Raw genomic sequence first — 16,062 nt, 5'->3', positions numbered from 1 at the left:
CTAAATTAGTGTTGTTTCGGTTGGCGAAGAATGACGCGGGCAATAATATTCATGCCGAGAACAAACAGGCCAATTAACAGTGCGCCTGCCCAAGCTAATTGATGCCATTCTGCGTAAGGACTCATCGCAAATTGGAAAATAACCACGGGTAAGTTCGCCATGGGTTGATTCATGTTTGAATAGAACTGGTTGTTCAGTGCGGTAAATAACAGCGGTGCGGTTTCGCCCAAAATGCGAGCAATGGCCAGCAAAATGCCTGTCGCCACACCTGATTTTGCTGCTTTTAATGTAACAAATAACACCATTTTCCATTGTGGTGCACCAAGGGCGTAGGCCGCTTCGCGCATGGCGGTCGGTACTAACAGCAGCATGTTCTCTGTGGTTCTAAGTACCACTGGAATAACCAAGATGGCCAAGGCAAATGAGCCAGCCCATCCTGAAAAATGCCCCACTTGCGTGACGTAAATTTCAAATACAAACAGGCCAATAACAATCGATGGCGCAGACAGCAAGATGTCGTTGATAAAACGTGTTGTTGGTGCCAACCAGCCTTTGTTACCAAATTCGGCCAGATAGGTGCCCGCCAAAATACCGATCGGCGTACCAATCAATACGCCCACTGCGGACATCTGCAAGCTGCCCAAAATTGCATTTGCCAAACCGCCTTGACTGCCAGGTGCTGGAGTTGTTTGGGTAAATGTTTGCAATGTTAGGCCTGCAATCCCGTTAGAAAACAGGGTGTACATAATCCAAAATAGCCAAAACAAACCAAAGGCCATGGCAATCATTGAGAGGATCAGGCTGACGTTGTTAACGAGGCGACGACGCAGGTAAAGGCTAGGGTTTAAATTAATCATGACCGATCCTTAAGAATGTGAGCCTTCATTGCGGTTTAGGCGCAAGAGGAGCAGTTTAGAAAGGACTAACACAACAAAGGTAATGAAGAACAGTAAGAGGCCCAGTTCAATCAGTGATGAGGTGTAAAGTTCACCATGTGCTTCGGTAAATTCATTGGCCAGTGTGGCTGAAATGGTCGTGGCAGGATCGAAGAGTGAATTCATGTCATTCATTGAATTACCAATCACAAAGGTAATCGCCATCGTTTCGCCAAGTGCGCGGCCGAGGCCAAGCATAATGCCGCCAATAATCCCCGTTTTGGTATAGGGAACGACGATATTCCAGACGACTTCCCAAGTCGTGCCACCAAGACCGTATGCCGATTCTTTAAGAAGTGGCGGTACACTTCAAAGACGTCTCGCATAACCGAGGTGACAAAAGGGATGACCATAATCGATAAGATTAAGCCACCGGTAAACATACCAATACCCATAGGAGGGCCGTCAAATAAAGGGCCTAAAATAGGTACACCTGCGGTGACTTCGGTAATCCAGGGTTGGACATGGTCGGCAAATAACGGTGCAAATACAAAAAGAGACCCACATGCCGTAAATAATCGACGGCACGCCAGCGAGTAATTCAATACAAATGCCCAGTGGACGACGTAACCAAACCGGTGAGAGCTCGGTAAGAAAAATAGCAATGCCAAAGCTGATCGGTACAGCAACAACCAAGGCAATGACTGAGGAAATTAATGTGCCACGAATCGAAGGCCAAGCGCCAAATTGGTCGGTTACAGGGTTCCAGTCGCTTGAAGAGATAAAGCCAAGACCAAAGGCTTTGATGCTAGGTAGGGCGCCATAGAGCAAAGAAATAATAATGCCGCTCAATAGAGCAAGCACAAAGAAAGCAAAGAAACGGGTGCTATTGACAAAGAATGCATCTTGCAGTCGTTGTATTTTCATCCGTTGCGACATATTAGACATCAGTAATTCTCCGGTCCTCCAAAACTTAGAAACTAACAAGCACACTACTTATCGGGCAGTGTGCTTGTTTTCTGCGCGCGAATTGTATCTCTGCGCAATTCAATCGGGGGAATTATTTCCAGATTGAATTTTTTCCGTCGTTCAATTGTGTTTTCCAGTTTGACTTGATCATCGCAACGACATTGTCTGGCATTGGGATGTAGTCCAGTTCAAGAGCAACTTTGTCTGCGTCCGCGCCATAAGCCCAATCGAAGAATTTAAGTACTTCTACGCCTTGGGTTGGTTTGTCTTGTTTTTTGTGCATCAAAATGAACGTTGGGCTAGCAATAGGCCATGCCTCTTTGCCTGGCGCATTGGTTGTTACAAGGAACATGCCCGTTGCGTTTTTCCAGTCGGCACTGGCAGCCGCAGCTTTAAATGACTCTTCTGAAGGTTGAACAAATGCGCCCGAGCTATTCGATAGTTGTGTGTGTGTGATAGTTTGTTTTGTTTGGCGTAAACAAACTCAACGTAGCCAATGGCCCCTTTAATACGTTGCACGTAATTGGCTACGCCTTCATTGCCTTTGCCGCCCACACCTGCTGGCCATTGCACTGAACTATTTGAGCCTACTTTTTCTTTCCATTCTGGCGAAACTTGCGATAGATAGTTGGTAAAGAGGAAGGTGGTGCCAGATCCGTCGGAACGGCGTACAACTGTAATGTTTTGTGCTGGCAGGGCGACGCCAGGATTGAGTGCGGCTACAGCTGGATCATTCCATTTTTTTACTTTGCCGAGGTAAATGTCGCTTAGCAAGGCGGCCGATAGTTTTAATTGACCCGGAGCAATACCGGCAATGTTCACAACAGGAACAACACCACCCAATACGGTCGGGAATTGAATTAAGCCGTCTTTATCTAGTTCGGCAGGTTTGAGTGGCATGTCTGAAGCACCAAAATCAACCGTCTTTGCTTGAATTTGTTTGATGCCACCGCCAGAGCCGATAGATTGGTAGTTCATGCCGTTGCCGGTTTTTGCTTTGTACATCTCGGCCCATTTTGCATAGAGCGGATACGGAAAGGTAGCACCTGCACCAGTAATATCTGCGGCAATGACTTGGCTAAAAAGACCAGCAGTCAAACCTGCGGTAACGAGCATTTTGTGAACTAGAGTCATAATCAGTTAAATCCCTTGGGTTTGTCTGAGTGTGTATGTATTGAACAAGCCGCATCGTAATCGTTTATTGTTTCCGAATTATTACAAAAATCCATGCTCTGAAGTATTGCGAAGAATTTGATATTTAAAGGCCTTGGGTTTTGCAGTGAAGCTGAGCGTATGTAGGGGATGGGTGCATTAATTTAAATGCTTGGGTTTAAGAATTTATCCATGCATGTCTTGACGATGTTTGCGGGTTTGGGCTTTAGCGTTTGACGTTGATTGGTTGGGAACGTTACCATTTCTATTGTTGATAGGGATAAAGTAAATATGGCAAAGCAACTGGTGGTGGGTAATTGGAAGCTGCATGGCAGTATTGGTCAGGTTAAGTCGGTTTTGGGGGAGATTGCCCAAGCTAAGCTGCAGGCCAATGTGGGAGTTTGTGTTCCATATCCTTATGTCATGTTGGCAAGGCAGATTCTTCACAATACCCATGTGCAGTGTGGGGCTCAAGACGTGAGTCAGTATCACATCGGGGCATATACGGGTGAGGTGTCGTCGGGCATGTTGGCTGATATCGGCTGTGAGATGGTGATTGTTGGTCATTCTGAGCGTCGGCGATTATTTGGTGAGACGACAGAGCAAGCTGGTGTTAAAATGCGCGCTGCTCTAGATGCCGGCTTGTTTGGGATTTACTGTGTGGGTGAGTCCGCAGAGCAGCGACGTGAAGGTCGCGCAGAGGAAGTTGTTGCGGCTCAGTTACAGGTATTACAAAATTTACCAGTTGGATTGTATGCTGTGGCATACGAGCCATCTTGGGCTGTAGGTAGTGGCATGGTTGCCTCCAGTGAGCAGATTTCACCGATGCATGCATTGATTAAAAATCAACTAGATGAACGGGTTAAGGTTCTCTATGGCGGCAGTGTGAAGTCGAATAATGCAGAGTCAATTTTGGCTGTGCAGCATGTCGATGGGGTGTTGGTGGGGGGTGCGGCACTCTCCGCCTTCGAATTTGTAGAGATTTGCAAAGCGGCGCGCTGATGGTACAATTCACGTCGCTCTTGAAATGAGAAAATAATGGACTTTATTACCAGTTTAGTGCTTACCGTAAATGTGATTTCTGCTATCGCTGTCATTGTGTTGGTGTTGATGCAGCATGGCAAAGGTGCTGATATGGGGGCTGCATTTGGTAGCGGATCGGCCGGTAGTGTGTTTGGTTCGAGTGGCTCAGCTAACTTTTTAAGCCGCAGTACTGGCATTTGTGCAACAGTTTTTTTTGTTACGTCGATGGCCTTGGTTTTATTGACCGCACCAAAACAAAACTGCCTCAATTATGTCTACAGTTCAGCCTGCTGCAGTCGCATCTCAAGTTGAAGGGCAAAAAATTCCTGACTAAATCCATGTCATTGCATGTGGTTTTGTCGGTATATACTAAGTTTGGCAACTTTGATGTTGAGAGTTTGCTGACTTAGTGCTTCAAATACGCTGGGAAATCCCAGCGTTTCTATGTAATAAAAATAACAATAAGCTGTCTAGTCTTTTTGTAATACTCTGAACTGGGGATTTTCATGCTGCAAAACTATTTCCCCATCCTGCTTTTTCTGTTGGTTGGTTTACTGGTGGGTGTTGTTCCACTAGTGCTGGGCTACGGGGTGAGTAAGGTTTTGGGAACGGCTCGGCCAGATACAGCAAAAAACTCACCTTACGAATGTGGTTTTGAAGCATTCGAAGATGCGCGCATGCAATTTGATGTGCGTTATTACTTGGTGGCCATTTTGTTTACTTGTTTGATTTGGAAGTTGCATTTTTAGTTCCTTGGGCCGTTGTGCTTAAAGAATTAGGGATGTTCGGCTTTTTGTCGATGATGATTTTCTTGGCCATTCTGGTGGTCGGCTTCGTCTACGAATGGATGAAGGGCGCTCTAGAGTGGGAGTGAGACAAATGGAATCGCAAGAAAAAGGGTTTGTTACCACGACGGTGGATATGGTCATCAATAGTGCTCGTACGGGCTCGTTGTGGCCAATGACATTTGGTTTGGCCTGCTGTGCTGTTGAAATGATGCATGCGGGCGCTGCACGTTATGACTTGGATCGCTTTGGTGTTGTGTTTTTCGTCCTTCGCCACGGCAATCGGACTTAATGATTGTGGCAGGAACCTTATGCAACAAAATGGCACCTGCTTTACGTAAAGTTTACGATCAGATGCCAGAGCCGCGCTGGGTTATTTCAATGGGGTCCTGCGCCAATGGGGGTGGTTATTATCACTACTCATATTCTGTTGTGCGTGGTTGTGATCGCATTGTGCCGGTTGATGTTTATGTTCCTGGCTGTCCTCCGACAGCTGAAGCGCTCTTGTACGGCATTATTCAGCTGCAAAACAAGATTAAGCGTACCAATACCATTGCGCGCTCGTGAGGTGAACTGTGGCGAATAAGTTAGAAACGCTCATGGGTAGTCTGCGTGCTGTTTTGGGTGAGGCAAAAATTGCTTCGCTGAAAACCGCGCTGGATGAAGTGACGCTAGAAGTGCCAGCAAGTTTGTGGTCTGAAGTGGCTTTATTGCTACGTGATGATCCACAACTGCAATTTGAGCAATTAATTGATGCCTGTGGTATTGATTATAGTACCTACAAAGATGGGGTATGGGAGGGCGCTCGCTTTGCGACGGTTTACCATTTGCTGTCGTACAAATATAATGTGCGCTTACGCGTACGAGTTTTTTGTACTGATGATGCCTTTCCAGTGGTGAATTCCGTAGTTGATGTTTGGCCTGCGATCAATTGGTTTGAGCGCGAATCATTCGACTTGTACGGTATCATTTATCAAGGCCATCCAGATCTGCGACGCTTGTTGACGGATTATGGCTTTGTAGGGCATCCCTTCCGAAAAGATTTCCCATTGTCTGGTTTTGTTGAAATGCGTTATGACGCAGAGCAGGCACGTGTGATCTATCAAGCTGTAACCATCGAGCCGCGTGAAATAACACCGCGCATTATCCGCGAGGAGAACTACGGTGGCTGCTGAAATCCGTAATTACACATTAAATTTTGGTCCACAACATCCGGCAGCGCATGGTGTATTGCGTTTGGTGCTGGAGTTAGATGGTGAAGTGGTTGAGCGTGCTGATCCGCACATTGGTCTCTTGCATCGTGGTACTGAGAAATTAGCCGAAAGTAAAACTTACATCCAGTCATTGCCCTATATGGATCGTCTTGACTATGTGTCAATGATGTCTAATGAGCATGCTTACTGTATGGCCATTGAGAAGCTACTCAATTTAGATGTGCCAATTCGAGCTCAATATATTCGCGTCATGTTCGACGAAATTACGCGGATTTTGAATCATTTGTTGTGGATTGGTGCGCATGGTATTGACTGTGGTGCAATGACTATTTTCCTTTACGCTTTCCGTGAGCGTGAAGATTTGATGGACTGCTACGAGGCCGTTTCTGGTGCTCGGATGCATGCGGCATATTATCGACCAGGTGGCGTGTATCGCGACTTGCCAGATGAAATGCCAAAATATCAAGCGTCTAAAATTCGCAATGCTGCAGCAATCAAGCGTATGAATTCAAATCGCGAAGGCAGCTTGCTTGATTTTATCGAAGACTTTACTAATCGATTCCCGAAATATGTTGATGAGTACGAAACGCTGCTAACAGACAATCGTATTTGGAAGCAACGTACGGTAGGTATCGGTGTTGTTTCGCCTGAGCGTGCATTGGCGTTAGGCTTTACCGGTGCGATGTTGCGCGGTTCTGGCGTTGAGTGGGATTTGCGTAAGAAGCAACCGTATGAAGTGTACGACAAGATGGATTTTGATATTCCAGTCGGCAAAAACGGAGATTGCTATGATCGTTATTTGGTTCGCGTTGAAGAAATGCGTCAATCAAACCGTATCATTAAGCAATGCGTGCAGTGGCTAAAAGAAAATCCAGGTCCGGTCATCACGACTAACCATAAAGTGGCTCCGCCTTCTCGCGAGGGAATGAAGTCGAATATGGAAGACTTGATTCACCACTTTAAATTGTTCACTGAAGGTATGCATGTGCCTGAAGGTGAGGCGTATGCCGCAATTGAGCATCCAAAAGGTGAGTTTGGTATTTACATGGTTTCCGATGGTGCAAATAAACCATATCGAATGAAAATCAGAGCGCCTGGTTATGTGCATTTGTCTGGTTTAGACGAAATGTCACGAGGACATATGATCTCTGACGTGGTGGCAATTATTGGTACACAAGATATCGTATTTGGGGAGATTGATCGCTAATGTCTTTACACAATCTTCTTTCCGTAGATTCAATTAAGCAAATTGATCGTGAAGTGGCTAAATACCCAGCAGAACAATCGCGTTCTGCGGTGATGGGCGCTTTACGAATTGCTCAGGTTGAAAAGCGTTCTTTATCTAATGAGTTGGTTGAAGCGATTGCGATTTATTTAAATATTGCACCGCTCGCCGCTTATGAAGTAGCGACTTTTTATAATATGTACGACATGAAGCCAGTTGGTAAGTACAAGCTTACGGTTTGTACAAATTTACCCTGTGCTTTGTCGGGTGGCTATACCACAGCTGAATATTTGAAACAAAAGTTGGGTATTGGTTTTAATGAAACAACTGCCGATGGTAAGTTCACTTTAAAAGAAGGTGAATGCATGGGGGCCTGTGGTTATGCACCTGTAATGTTGGTGAATAACCACAGCATGTGTAATCACATGACGCCAGAAGCCATTGATAAAAAAACTGGCGGAGCTCGAATAATGACCGTCTATGTAAAAGGCGTCGTGTTCGAGGGCGTCGAATTTGAAGATCCAAATTGCTGGCACCTTGACGAATATGTTAAGCGTGGCGGTTATGCGGCGTTGAAAAAAATCATTAATGACAAAATCACTCAAGATGAAGTCATTGCTGAAATGAAAACTTCAGGCTTGCGCGGCCGTGGCGGTGCAGGTTTCCCTACTGGGCTGAAGTGGTCTTTCATGCCGCGCAGTTTTCCAGGCCAAAAATATTTGGTATGCAATACCGATGAAGGTGAGCCTGGTACCTTTAAAGATCTCGATATTCAAGTGTATAACCCACATGCTCTGATTGAAGGCATGATTATTGGTGCTTACGCTATGGGTATTTCTGTTGGGTATAACTATATCCATGGCGAAATCTTTGAAGCCTATGAGCGTTTTGAAATCGCACTTGAGCAAGCACGTGCTGCAGGCTTTTTAGGCGATAACATTTTGGGCTCTGACTTTAGTTTCCAGCTGCATGCGCATCATGGTTATGGCGCCTATATCTGTGGTGAAGAAACTGCATTGCTTGAATCATTGGAAGGTAAAAAAGGACAGCCGCGCTTTAAGCCACCGTTTCCTGCTTCTTATGGTCTCTACGGCAAGCCAACAACGATTAATAACACCGAAACATTTGCCTCGGTACCGTACATTATCCGCGAAGGCGGCCAGAAATTCCTTGAGCTAGGTAAACCCAATAACGGTGGCACTAAATTATTCTCGGTTTCTGGTCATGTTAATCGCCCGGGTAATTATGAGATTCCACTTGGTACGCCATTTTCTGAATTATTGGAAATGTGTGGCGGCATGCGTGATGGCAAAAAATTGAAAGCGGTTATTCCTGGTGGCTCTTCTGCGCCAGTATTACCTGCTGACATCATGATGCAATGTACGATGGATTACGATTCTATCGCTAAGGCCGGCTCAATGTTGGGGTCTGGTGCGGTGATCGTGATGGATGAAACAGTCAGTATGGTGAGCGCATTAGAGCGATTGTCGTATTTCTATCACGAAGAATCATGTGGTCAATGCACACCTTGCCGTGAAGGTACTGGCTGGTTGTATCGTGTGGTACATCGTATCGCGCATGGCGAAGGTCGTATGGAAGACCTCGATTTACTATCGCGTGTTGGTGATAACATCGCTGGCCGCACAATTTGTGCGCTAGGTGATGCTGCAGTTTTCCCTGTGCGTGGAATGTTGAAACACTTCCGCCATGAATTCGAGGATTTGATTAATCAATCTCAGTCATCCAAGCCTTTGTAATTGGGTCGTCTGTAATTAGTCGAGTTTTCTTTTGAATTATTGCCTTTGAATCGAGTCGAGCATGTTGGAAATCGAAATCGACGGTAAAAAATTGACAGTCCCTGGTGGTAGCACTGTGATGGACGCAGCCAATTCTATTGGTGTGCACATTCCACATTTTTGCTATCACAAGAAACTCTCAATTGCCGCAAGCTGCCGTATGTGTCTAGTTCAGGTTGAAAAAGCACCTAAGCCTTTGCCGGCCTGTGCAACACCTGTTACTGATGGCATGAAAGTTTGGACCCATTCTGATCAAGCGGTTACCGCACAGAAAGGGGTAATGGAATTTTTGCTGATTAATCACCCATTGGATTGTCCAATTTGTGATCAAGGTGGCGAATGTCAGTTGCAAGACCTGGCTGTTGGCTATGGCCAAACTGGTTCTGAATACGCAGAAGAAAAGCGTGTCGTTGCCAATAAAGATCTTGGACCTTTGATTTCAACGGATATGACACGCTGTATTCATTGCAGCCGTTGCGTTCGGTTTACTGAAGAAATCGCCGGCTTCCAAGAATTAGGCATGGCCAATCGCGGAGAATTTACCGAAGTAATGCCATTTATTGGCAAAACGGTGAATTCAGAGATTTCTGGCAACGTGATCGATTTGTGTCCGGTTGGCGCTTTAACTAGCAAGCCGTTCCGTTACACTGCGCGCACGTGGGAATTGTCTCGTCGTAAATCGGTGAGTGCACACGATGGTTTGGGTTCTAACTTGGTCGTACAAGTTAAGAACAACAAAGTAATGCGTGTGTGTTGCCGTTGGAAAATGAGGCAATCAATGAATGTTGGTTATCAGATCGCGATCGCTATTCATACGAAGCTTTGAATTCTGAAGAGCGACTCACTAAGCCGATGCTCAAGCAAGGCGGTGTTTGGCAAGAGACCGATTGGCAAACTGCACTTGAATACGTTGCGAATGGTTTAAAAGCAAGTGATTGCTGAGCACGGTAAAGACAGTGTTGCCGCTGTTGCGTCGCCAAACGCTACGGTTGAAGAGTTATTTGCGCTGCGTAAAGTGATGGCAGGTTTAGGTGTGGAGTCGGTACAGGCATTTGCTCGTAGTGCTGATTTCTCGCTTAAAACGCAAGGCGCTCAATGGTTGGGTCAGTCATTGCTTGAGCTGTCACAAAATGAAGCCATTTTGTTAGTGGGTTCCACATTGCGTAAAGAGCAGCCGTTACTGGCGCAGCGTTTACGTCAATCAGTGAAAAAAGGTTTGCAGCTATCCGCTGTAAATCCACACTCAGATGAAATGTTGACCAAGCTAGTTGGCGAAGTTGTTGTCCGCCCTGACCAATTGGTTGAAGGCTTGTTGCAAGTGATTCAAGCATTTGTTGAATTGAAATCGTTGCCAGTACCGAATGATATTGATTTGTCTAGTGTGCAAGTTTCTGATGCGGCACGTGCGATTGCTTTGAGTTTTGATGGTAAAGCCAAAACCGCTATTTTATTGGGTAATGTCGCCCAAACGAATGCGCGTTATGCTGAAATTTACGCTGCTGCCACTGCGTTAGCAGTGTTGACTGGCGCGACATTGGGTGTGCCGGCCATGGCTGCCAACAGTGTTGGTGCGCAATTAGTGGGTGCGGATCTCGGAGCGGATGTTTTTGGTGCTGGTTCATTAGCAGATGCGAAAAAAGCGTATGTATTTTTAGGTGTTGAGCCTGAATATGATGCACACAACGGCGCTCATGCTTTTGGCCGCAGCAAAAAATGCCGAGATGGTGGTTGTCATGTCACCATTCCAAAGCTGTGCAATGGATTATGCCGATGTGATTTTGCCGATCTCTCCATTTAGCGAAACATCAGGTACGTTCGTGAATATGGAAGGTAAAGCACAAAGCTTTAATGGTGTAGTGCGGCCATTGGGCGAGACGCGTCCAGCGTGGAAAGTATTCCGAGTGCTAGGCAATCTATTTGGATTCTCTGGTTTTGAATACAACTCATCAGAAGAAATTCGCGATGAAGCCTTGGCTGGTGAAATTGCGCCACGTTTAAGTAATGCCGTAGTGAGTACACATGCTGTGCGTACACAATCTGCACAGGGTTTAGTTCGCTTAGGCGAAGTGCCTTTGTATCAGGTTGATTCCATTGTTCGTCGTTCGCCAAGTTTACAAGCAACACAAGACGCTTTGCTCGCCAGCACTTTACGTGTTAATGCTGCGACACTGGCTAAATTGGGCTTGGTTGTTGATGGTCAAGCCATTGTTCAGCAAGAGCAGGGTAGTGCCACATTGTTGGTGGCGCTTGATGATGGCTTACTTAACGATGTAATTCGCGTTGCTGCTTCGCATCCATTAACTCGTAATTTGGGTGATATGGTTGGCGCTGTTGAAGTGCTGAAGGCTTAAGGGGGCAGAACATGGAATTTCTACAAAGTTATTTGGGTTATGACATTGCTTTTGTCGTTTGGACACTACTCAAGATTATTTTGATTGTGGCGCCCATTATGGGAGCGGTGGCTTATTTAACGTTGGCAGAACGTAAAGTAATCGGTTTTATGCAAATTCGGATTGGCCCTAATCGGGTTGGTCCTTTCGGTTTGCTGCAACCGGTTGCTGATGGCGTAAAGCTATTGTTAAAAGAAATTATTGCACCTAGCGCTGCTGATAAGAAGCTGTTCTTTTTAGCACCCATCATGGTATTGGTTCCTGCGCTAGGCGCATGGGCTGTTGTACCGTTTTACCCTGGGTATGTATTGGCTGATGTCAACGTAGGTTTACTCTACGTGATGGCCATTACATCAATGGGTGTTTACGGTGTGATCTTGGCAGGATGGGCATCTAATTCGAAATATGCTTTCTTGGGTGGTATGCGTGCAGCTGCTCAAGTGATCTCTTACGAGTTGGCAATGGGTTTTGCGTTGGTTGGCGTGATTATGGTTTCAGGTAGTTTGAACCTCACCGCAATTGTTGAGCAGCAAGGTCAAGGTATGGCTGGTGGCTCGATCTTATCTTGGAATTTGATCCCGCTGTTACCTCTGTTTGTTGTGTACTTCATCGCCGGTGTTGCCGAAACTAACCGGGCACCATTTGACGTGACTGAAGGTGAGTCTGAAATTGTTGCTGGACACATGGTTGAGTATTCGGGCATGGGTTTTGCGCTGTTCTTCTTGGCTGAATACGCCAATATGATTTTGATTTCAGCGATGGCTTCGGTGATGTTCTTGGGTGGTTGGTTATCACCATTCCCTGCGTCAATTCCTGTTCTTGGCGCGGCTAGCCCGCTGTGGTGGGTGTTGAAAGTTGCATTCTTGCTGTTCTGCTTCTTGTGGTTCCGCGCAACATTTCCGCGTTATCGTTACGATCAATTAATGCGCCTAGGTTGGAAGATCTTTATTCCAGTAACTTTGGTTTGGATTGTCTTGGTGGGTGCTTGGATGCAGACCCCTTGGTCGATCTGGTAATGGAAAAGGACTTACGCCATGGATAAAATTTTATATTTCTTTAAAACCTTCTTGCTGGTTGAATTGGTGAAGGGCTTGTTATTAACGGGTCGTCACTTTTTCCAGCGGAAGATTACAGTGCAATTTCCTGAGGAAAAAACACCGTATAGCCCGCGTTTTCGTGGCTTACATGCCCAGCGCCGCTACGCCAATGGCGAAGAGCGTTGTATTGCTTGCAAATTGTGTGAAGCGGTTTGCCCGGCTATGGCGATTACGATTGAATCAGAGGCGCGTCCTGACGATAAAACTCGTCGTACCAGCCGTTATGATATTGACCTGACTAAGTGTATTTTTTGCGGTTTTTGTGAAGAAGCCTGTCCGGTTGATGCGATTGTAGAAACGCATATTTATGAATATCACGGTGAAAAACGTGGCGATTTGTATTACACCAAGCCAATGTTGTTGGCAGTCGGTGATAAATACGAAGCTGAAATCGCTGAACGCAAAGCTGCTGATGCTAAGTATCGCTAGGAATAAAATATGACTTTAGCGCTTTTTTATATCTTTGCTGCAGTGCTGATTTTTGCCGCATTTCGAGTGATTACAGCTAAGAATCCAGTCCATGCCGTGCTCTATTTGGTATTGTCATTCTTTAATAGCGCCGTATATGTGGATGCTGATTAAAGCTGAGTTTTTGGCTGTTTCACTGATTGTGATTTATGTCGGTGCGGTAATGGTGTTGTTTCTTGTTTGTGGTGATGATGCTGGATATTAACTTTGAAGCGTTACGCAAGAGCTTTTGGAAGTTTTTACCGGTGGCAGGTACCGTTGCAATCATTATGTTGGTTGAAATGGTGCTGATTTTGTCACATCGTGCAGCACAAATTGATGAGTCACGTTTGCTTGAACCAAGCTTTAACACTGCATCAGCTGAAACATTGGGCATGTTAATTTATACCCAGTATTTCTTACCGTTCCAGTTGTCGGCAGTGTTGTTGTTGGTTGGGATGATTGCAGCGATTGCTCTGACATTACGCAAGCGTAAGAACACCAAGTATATCAATCCGGGTGAGCAAGTTCGTGTAAAACGCGACGATCGCTTACGGATTGTAAAAATGGCGTCTGAGCCAAAAGATTCGGCAAGTGATGCCCAGTCTACCGATCAACCTGCAGCCTAATTGGCCTAGATAAGAGTTTAGGGAGGATATGTGCTTACACTGACTCATTACCTTGTGCTGGGCGCAATTATGTTTGCGATCAGCGTGTTTGGCATTTTCATGAACCGCAAAAATCTAATCGTATTGCTCATGGCAATCGAATTGATGTTGTTGTCCGTGAATATGAATTTCATCGCGTTTTCGCAGTTTTTAGGCGATACCGGTGGCCAGATTTTCGTCTTCTTTATCCTAACCGTTGCTGCAGCCGAATCGGCTATTGGCCTCGCTATCTTGGTGGTGCTCTTCCGTAATTTACGGTCGATTAACGTCGAAGATTTGGATAGCCTGAAGGGTTAAACCGGACAACATAGAATCGGACAATAATACCAATGGATATGAAATCGATTTATCTGCTTATACCGCTAGCGCCTTTATTGGGCTCGCTAATCGCTGGTCTTTTTGGCTGGGCGATTGGTCGTCGAGCGGCACATATTGCAACGATTGCAGGCGTTGCAACATCGTTTGCTTTGTCGGCATACACCTTAAATTATTTGCTCAATGGCGGCGAGTCGTTTAATGGCAATCTCTACACATGGCTTTCAGTCAATGGCGTGGATTTGAATATCGGCTTTTTAGTTGATAATCTCACCGCAATGATGATGATGTGTGTAGTTACCTTTGTATCGCTGATGGTGCATATCTACACGATTGGCTATATGCAAGATGACCCTGGTTATCAGCGCTTTTTTAGTTATATCTCATTGTTTACTTTCTCGATGTTAATGCTCGTTATGAGTAATAACTTTGTGCAGCTGTTTTTTGGCTGGGAAGCAGTGGGTTTAGTGTCGTATCTGTTGATTGGTTTTTGGTTTAAACGCCCAACAGCTACATTTGCAAACTTGAAAGCCTTTTTGGTTAATCGTGTGGGTGACTTAGGTTTCTTGCTTGGAATCGGCTTGGTATTGGCTCATTTTGGTACTTTGGATTACGCCGAAGTGTTTGCAAAAGCGCCTGAGCTTAAAGATGCGACGATTAGTTTGTTTGCTGGTACGCCATGGTCATTGATGACAGTGACTTGCATCTTGCTGTTCATTGGTGCAATGGGTAAATCGGCGCAGTTTCCGCTGCATGTTTGGTTGCCAGATTCAATGGAAGGCCCGACACCAATTTCAGCGCTGATCCATGCCGCAACGATGGTTACTGCGGGTATCTTTATGGTTTCACGGATGTCTCCGTTATTCGAGATGTCAGATACCGCACTTAATTTCGTGTTGGTGATTGGTGCAATTACTGCGCTATTTATGGGTTTCCTTGGGATTATCCAGAACGACATTAAGCGAGTTGTTGCTTATTCAACTTTGTCGCAGTTGGGTTATATGACGGTGGCCTTGGGTGTTTCGGCGTACTCAGTGGCGTTAATGCACTTGATGACGCACGCCTTCTTTAAGGCTTTGTTATTCCTTGCTGCGGGCTCGGTGATTATGGGCATGCACCATGATCAAGATATTCGCAATATGGGTGGCTTGCGTAAATATATGCCGATCACTTGGATCACGTCGTTAATTGGCTCATTAGCGTTGATTGGCACGCCATTTTTCTCGGGCTTCTATTCAAAAGATTCAATTATTCTTGCGGTTGAAGCTTCTAAATTACCTGGCGCTGGGTTTGCGTATTTTGCTGTCGTTGCTGGTGTGTTTGTTACGGCATTTTATTCATTCCGTATGTATTTCTTGGTTTTCCACGGCAAAGAGCAGTGGATGCAAAAGAAAGATGCGCACCATGGCCATGATGATCACGATCATCACCACGGTTTGGGGCCGAATGACAAACCGCACGAGTCGCCATGGGTTGTTACCTTGCCATTAATTTTGCTAGCGATTCCTTCAGTAATTGTTGGGTATATCGCAATTAGCCCGATGTTGGCCGGTGATTTCTTTAAAGATGTGCTGACGGTTAATCTTGAAGCTCACCCAGCCATGGAAGCGGTGGTTCACCATGCGCACGATGCGATGGGTATGGCGACTCACGCGTTTGTCACATTACCATTTTGGTTGGCTTTTGCTGGTGTTGCAGCTGCATGGCTGTTCTATTTGAAGGCACCGCAACTTCCTGCCGCATGTGATCGATTCTTTACTGCAATTGGCGTTAGAAAACTGCTGCTTGAAGAAAAGTATTACATGGATCATTTGTACATCAATGTGTTTACCGCGGGTGCTCGCGCACTGGGTACTGTGCTCTGGAAAGTGGGTGATACATTGTTGATTGATGGTCTGTTGGTGAATGGGACAGCAAAGCTTGTTGGCGTGTTCTCAGGTCTTATTCGTCGCCTGCAAACTGGATACATCTACCATTACGCTTTTGCAATGATTATTGGCGCCTTGCTGCTGATGACTTGGTGGTTGGGTGGCGTACTCACTTTGCAGTGATTGGTGTTGTTTCGCTTTTTTTGATGACGACAGATTTAATACATAACAAGTAGGT

General features: G+C 45.6%; 13 protein-coding genes and 6 pseudogenes. 14 read left to right on the top strand and 5 right to left on the bottom strand.

Annotation, left to right across the window (positions count from 1 at the left end; translation table 11 throughout):
* Positions 1-5: 5 nt before the first annotated feature.
* From pstA to pstS, 5 genes and pseudogenes are all read right to left on the bottom strand, one after another.
* Positions 6-857: a phosphate ABC transporter permease PstA gene (gene pstA, locus GKO28_RS01295; protein ID WP_182075099.1), complete on the bottom strand. Its 852-nt coding sequence runs from the start codon at positions 855-857 to the stop codon at positions 6-8.
* A 9-nt stretch (positions 858-866) separates the two neighbouring features.
* Positions 867-1,229: pseudogene (locus GKO28_RS22110) on the bottom strand (ABC transporter permease subunit); the annotation flags it as partial.
* Positions 1,230-1,340: 111 nt separating this feature from the next.
* Positions 1,341-1,823: a hypothetical protein gene (locus tag GKO28_RS22105; RefSeq protein ID WP_247646255.1), complete on the bottom strand. Its 483-nt coding sequence runs from the start codon at positions 1,821-1,823 to the stop codon at positions 1,341-1,343.
* 112 nt (positions 1,824-1,935) lie between these two features.
* The gene (locus GKO28_RS20850; RefSeq protein WP_374220704.1) at positions 1,936-2,196 is read right to left on the bottom strand and encodes a hypothetical protein; all 261 of its coding nucleotides are present in this window, start codon (positions 2,194-2,196) and stop codon (positions 1,936-1,938) included.
* A complete protein-coding gene (pstS, locus tag GKO28_RS01285; protein ID WP_307838929.1) occupies positions 2,184-2,978 on the bottom strand; it encodes a phosphate ABC transporter substrate-binding protein PstS in 795 nt (264 codons plus the stop codon). The genes GKO28_RS20850 and pstS overlap by 13 nt, the downstream gene beginning before the upstream one ends.
* A 309-nt stretch (positions 2,979-3,287) precedes the next feature.
* On the opposite strand from pstS, the gene tpiA reads away from it, so the two are divergent.
* The 14 genes and pseudogenes from tpiA (at position 3,288) to nuoL (ending at position 16,007) form a co-directional block, all read left to right on the top strand.
* Entirely contained in the window at positions 3,288-3,998 is a 711-nt protein-coding gene (gene tpiA / locus GKO28_RS01280) for a triose-phosphate isomerase (RefSeq protein WP_173533760.1), read from the top strand.
* A 36-nt stretch (positions 3,999-4,034) separates the two neighbouring features.
* Positions 4,035-4,331 (top strand): preprotein translocase subunit SecG, encoded by a 297-nt coding sequence (gene secG / locus GKO28_RS01275; RefSeq protein ID WP_182075098.1) that lies wholly within the window; start codon positions 4,035-4,037, stop codon positions 4,329-4,331.
* 194 nt (positions 4,332-4,525) lie between these two features.
* Positions 4,526-4,893, top strand: a pseudogene (ndhC, locus tag GKO28_RS01270) (NADH-quinone oxidoreductase subunit A).
* Positions 4,894-4,898: 5 nt separating this feature from the next.
* Positions 4,899-5,371, top strand: a pseudogene (locus GKO28_RS01265) (NADH-quinone oxidoreductase subunit B family protein).
* A 32-nt stretch (positions 5,372-5,403) separates the two neighbouring features.
* Positions 5,404-5,979 carry an NADH-quinone oxidoreductase subunit C gene (locus GKO28_RS01260; RefSeq protein ID WP_210768919.1) on the top strand — a complete coding sequence of 192 codons (576 nt, stop codon included), beginning with the start codon at positions 5,404-5,406 and terminating at the stop codon, positions 5,977-5,979.
* Positions 5,969-7,225, top strand: coding sequence for an NADH-quinone oxidoreductase subunit D (locus tag GKO28_RS01255; protein WP_173533765.1), 1,257 nt, complete (start codon positions 5,969-5,971; stop codon positions 7,223-7,225). Before GKO28_RS01260 ends, GKO28_RS01255 begins: the two co-directional genes overlap by 11 nt.
* A pseudogene (gene nuoE / locus GKO28_RS01250) lies at positions 7,225-7,714 on the top strand (NADH-quinone oxidoreductase subunit NuoE). Before GKO28_RS01255 ends, nuoE begins: the two are co-directional and overlap by 1 nt.
* Positions 7,714-9,000 (top strand): NADH-quinone oxidoreductase subunit NuoF, encoded by a 1,287-nt coding sequence (gene nuoF / locus GKO28_RS01245; RefSeq protein WP_203564289.1) that lies wholly within the window; start codon positions 7,714-7,716, stop codon positions 8,998-9,000. Before nuoE ends, nuoF begins: the two are co-directional and overlap by 1 nt.
* A gap of 61 nt (positions 9,001-9,061) precedes the next feature.
* A pseudogene (nuoG, locus tag GKO28_RS22580) lies at positions 9,062-11,390 on the top strand (NADH-quinone oxidoreductase subunit NuoG).
* An 11-nt stretch (positions 11,391-11,401) separates the two neighbouring features.
* Positions 11,402-12,445 carry an NADH-quinone oxidoreductase subunit NuoH gene (nuoH, locus tag GKO28_RS01235; RefSeq protein WP_173533769.1) on the top strand — a complete coding sequence of 348 codons (1,044 nt, stop codon included), beginning with the start codon at positions 11,402-11,404 and terminating at the stop codon, positions 12,443-12,445.
* A gap of 18 nt (positions 12,446-12,463) precedes the next feature.
* Positions 12,464-12,955: an NADH-quinone oxidoreductase subunit NuoI gene (gene nuoI, locus GKO28_RS01230; RefSeq protein ID WP_173533770.1), complete on the top strand. Its 492-nt coding sequence runs from the start codon at positions 12,464-12,466 to the stop codon at positions 12,953-12,955.
* Between the two features lie 9 nt (positions 12,956-12,964).
* Positions 12,965-13,602: pseudogene (locus GKO28_RS01225) on the top strand (NADH-quinone oxidoreductase subunit J).
* A 30-nt stretch (positions 13,603-13,632) separates the two neighbouring features.
* A complete protein-coding gene (gene nuoK, locus GKO28_RS01220) occupies positions 13,633-13,938 on the top strand; it encodes an NADH-quinone oxidoreductase subunit NuoK (RefSeq protein ID WP_173533772.1) in 306 nt (101 codons plus the stop codon).
* Positions 13,939-13,970: 32 nt separating this feature from the next.
* Entirely contained in the window at positions 13,971-16,007 is a 2,037-nt protein-coding gene (gene nuoL, locus GKO28_RS01215; RefSeq protein ID WP_182075095.1) for an NADH-quinone oxidoreductase subunit L, read from the top strand.
* The last annotated feature ends 55 nt before the right edge of the window (positions 16,008-16,062 follow it).

It is taken from the genome of Deefgea sp. CFH1-16 (genome assembly GCF_016881365.1).
Lineage (GTDB): Bacteria > Pseudomonadota > Gammaproteobacteria > Burkholderiales > Chitinibacteraceae > Deefgea.
This window is presented reverse-complemented; position numbering and strand designations above follow the sequence as displayed.

Excerpts from the sequence above, each read along its gene's own strand:
- pstA (WP_182075099.1), bottom strand. The coding sequence starts at position 857 with ATGATTAATTTAAACCCTAGCCTTTACCTGCGTCGTCGCCTCGTTAAC.
- nuoH (WP_173533769.1), top strand. The coding sequence starts at position 11,402 with ATGGAATTTCTACAAAGTTATTTGGGTTATGACATTGCTTTTGTCGTT.
- pstS (WP_307838929.1), bottom strand. The coding sequence starts at position 2,978 with ATGACTCTAGTTCACAAAATGCTCGTTACCGCAGGTTTGACTGCTGGT.
- GKO28_RS01260 (WP_210768919.1), top strand. The coding sequence starts at position 5,404 with ATGGGTAGTCTGCGTGCTGTTTTGGGTGAGGCAAAAATTGCTTCGCTG.
- tpiA (WP_173533760.1), top strand. The coding sequence starts at position 3,288 with ATGGCAAAGCAACTGGTGGTGGGTAATTGGAAGCTGCATGGCAGTATT.
- nuoF (WP_203564289.1), top strand. The coding sequence starts at position 7,714 with ATGACCGTCTATGTAAAAGGCGTCGTGTTCGAGGGCGTCGAATTTGAA.
- nuoL (WP_182075095.1), top strand. The coding sequence starts at position 13,971 with ATGGATATGAAATCGATTTATCTGCTTATACCGCTAGCGCCTTTATTG.
- GKO28_RS20850 (WP_374220704.1), bottom strand. The coding sequence starts at position 2,196 with ATGTTCCTTGTAACAACCAATGCGCCAGGCAAAGAGGCATGGCCTATT.
- GKO28_RS22105 (WP_247646255.1), bottom strand. The coding sequence starts at position 1,823 with ATGTCTAATATGTCGCAACGGATGAAAATACAACGACTGCAAGATGCA.
- nuoI (WP_173533770.1), top strand. The coding sequence starts at position 12,464 with ATGGATAAAATTTTATATTTCTTTAAAACCTTCTTGCTGGTTGAATTG.
- secG (WP_182075098.1), top strand. The coding sequence starts at position 4,035 with ATGGACTTTATTACCAGTTTAGTGCTTACCGTAAATGTGATTTCTGCT.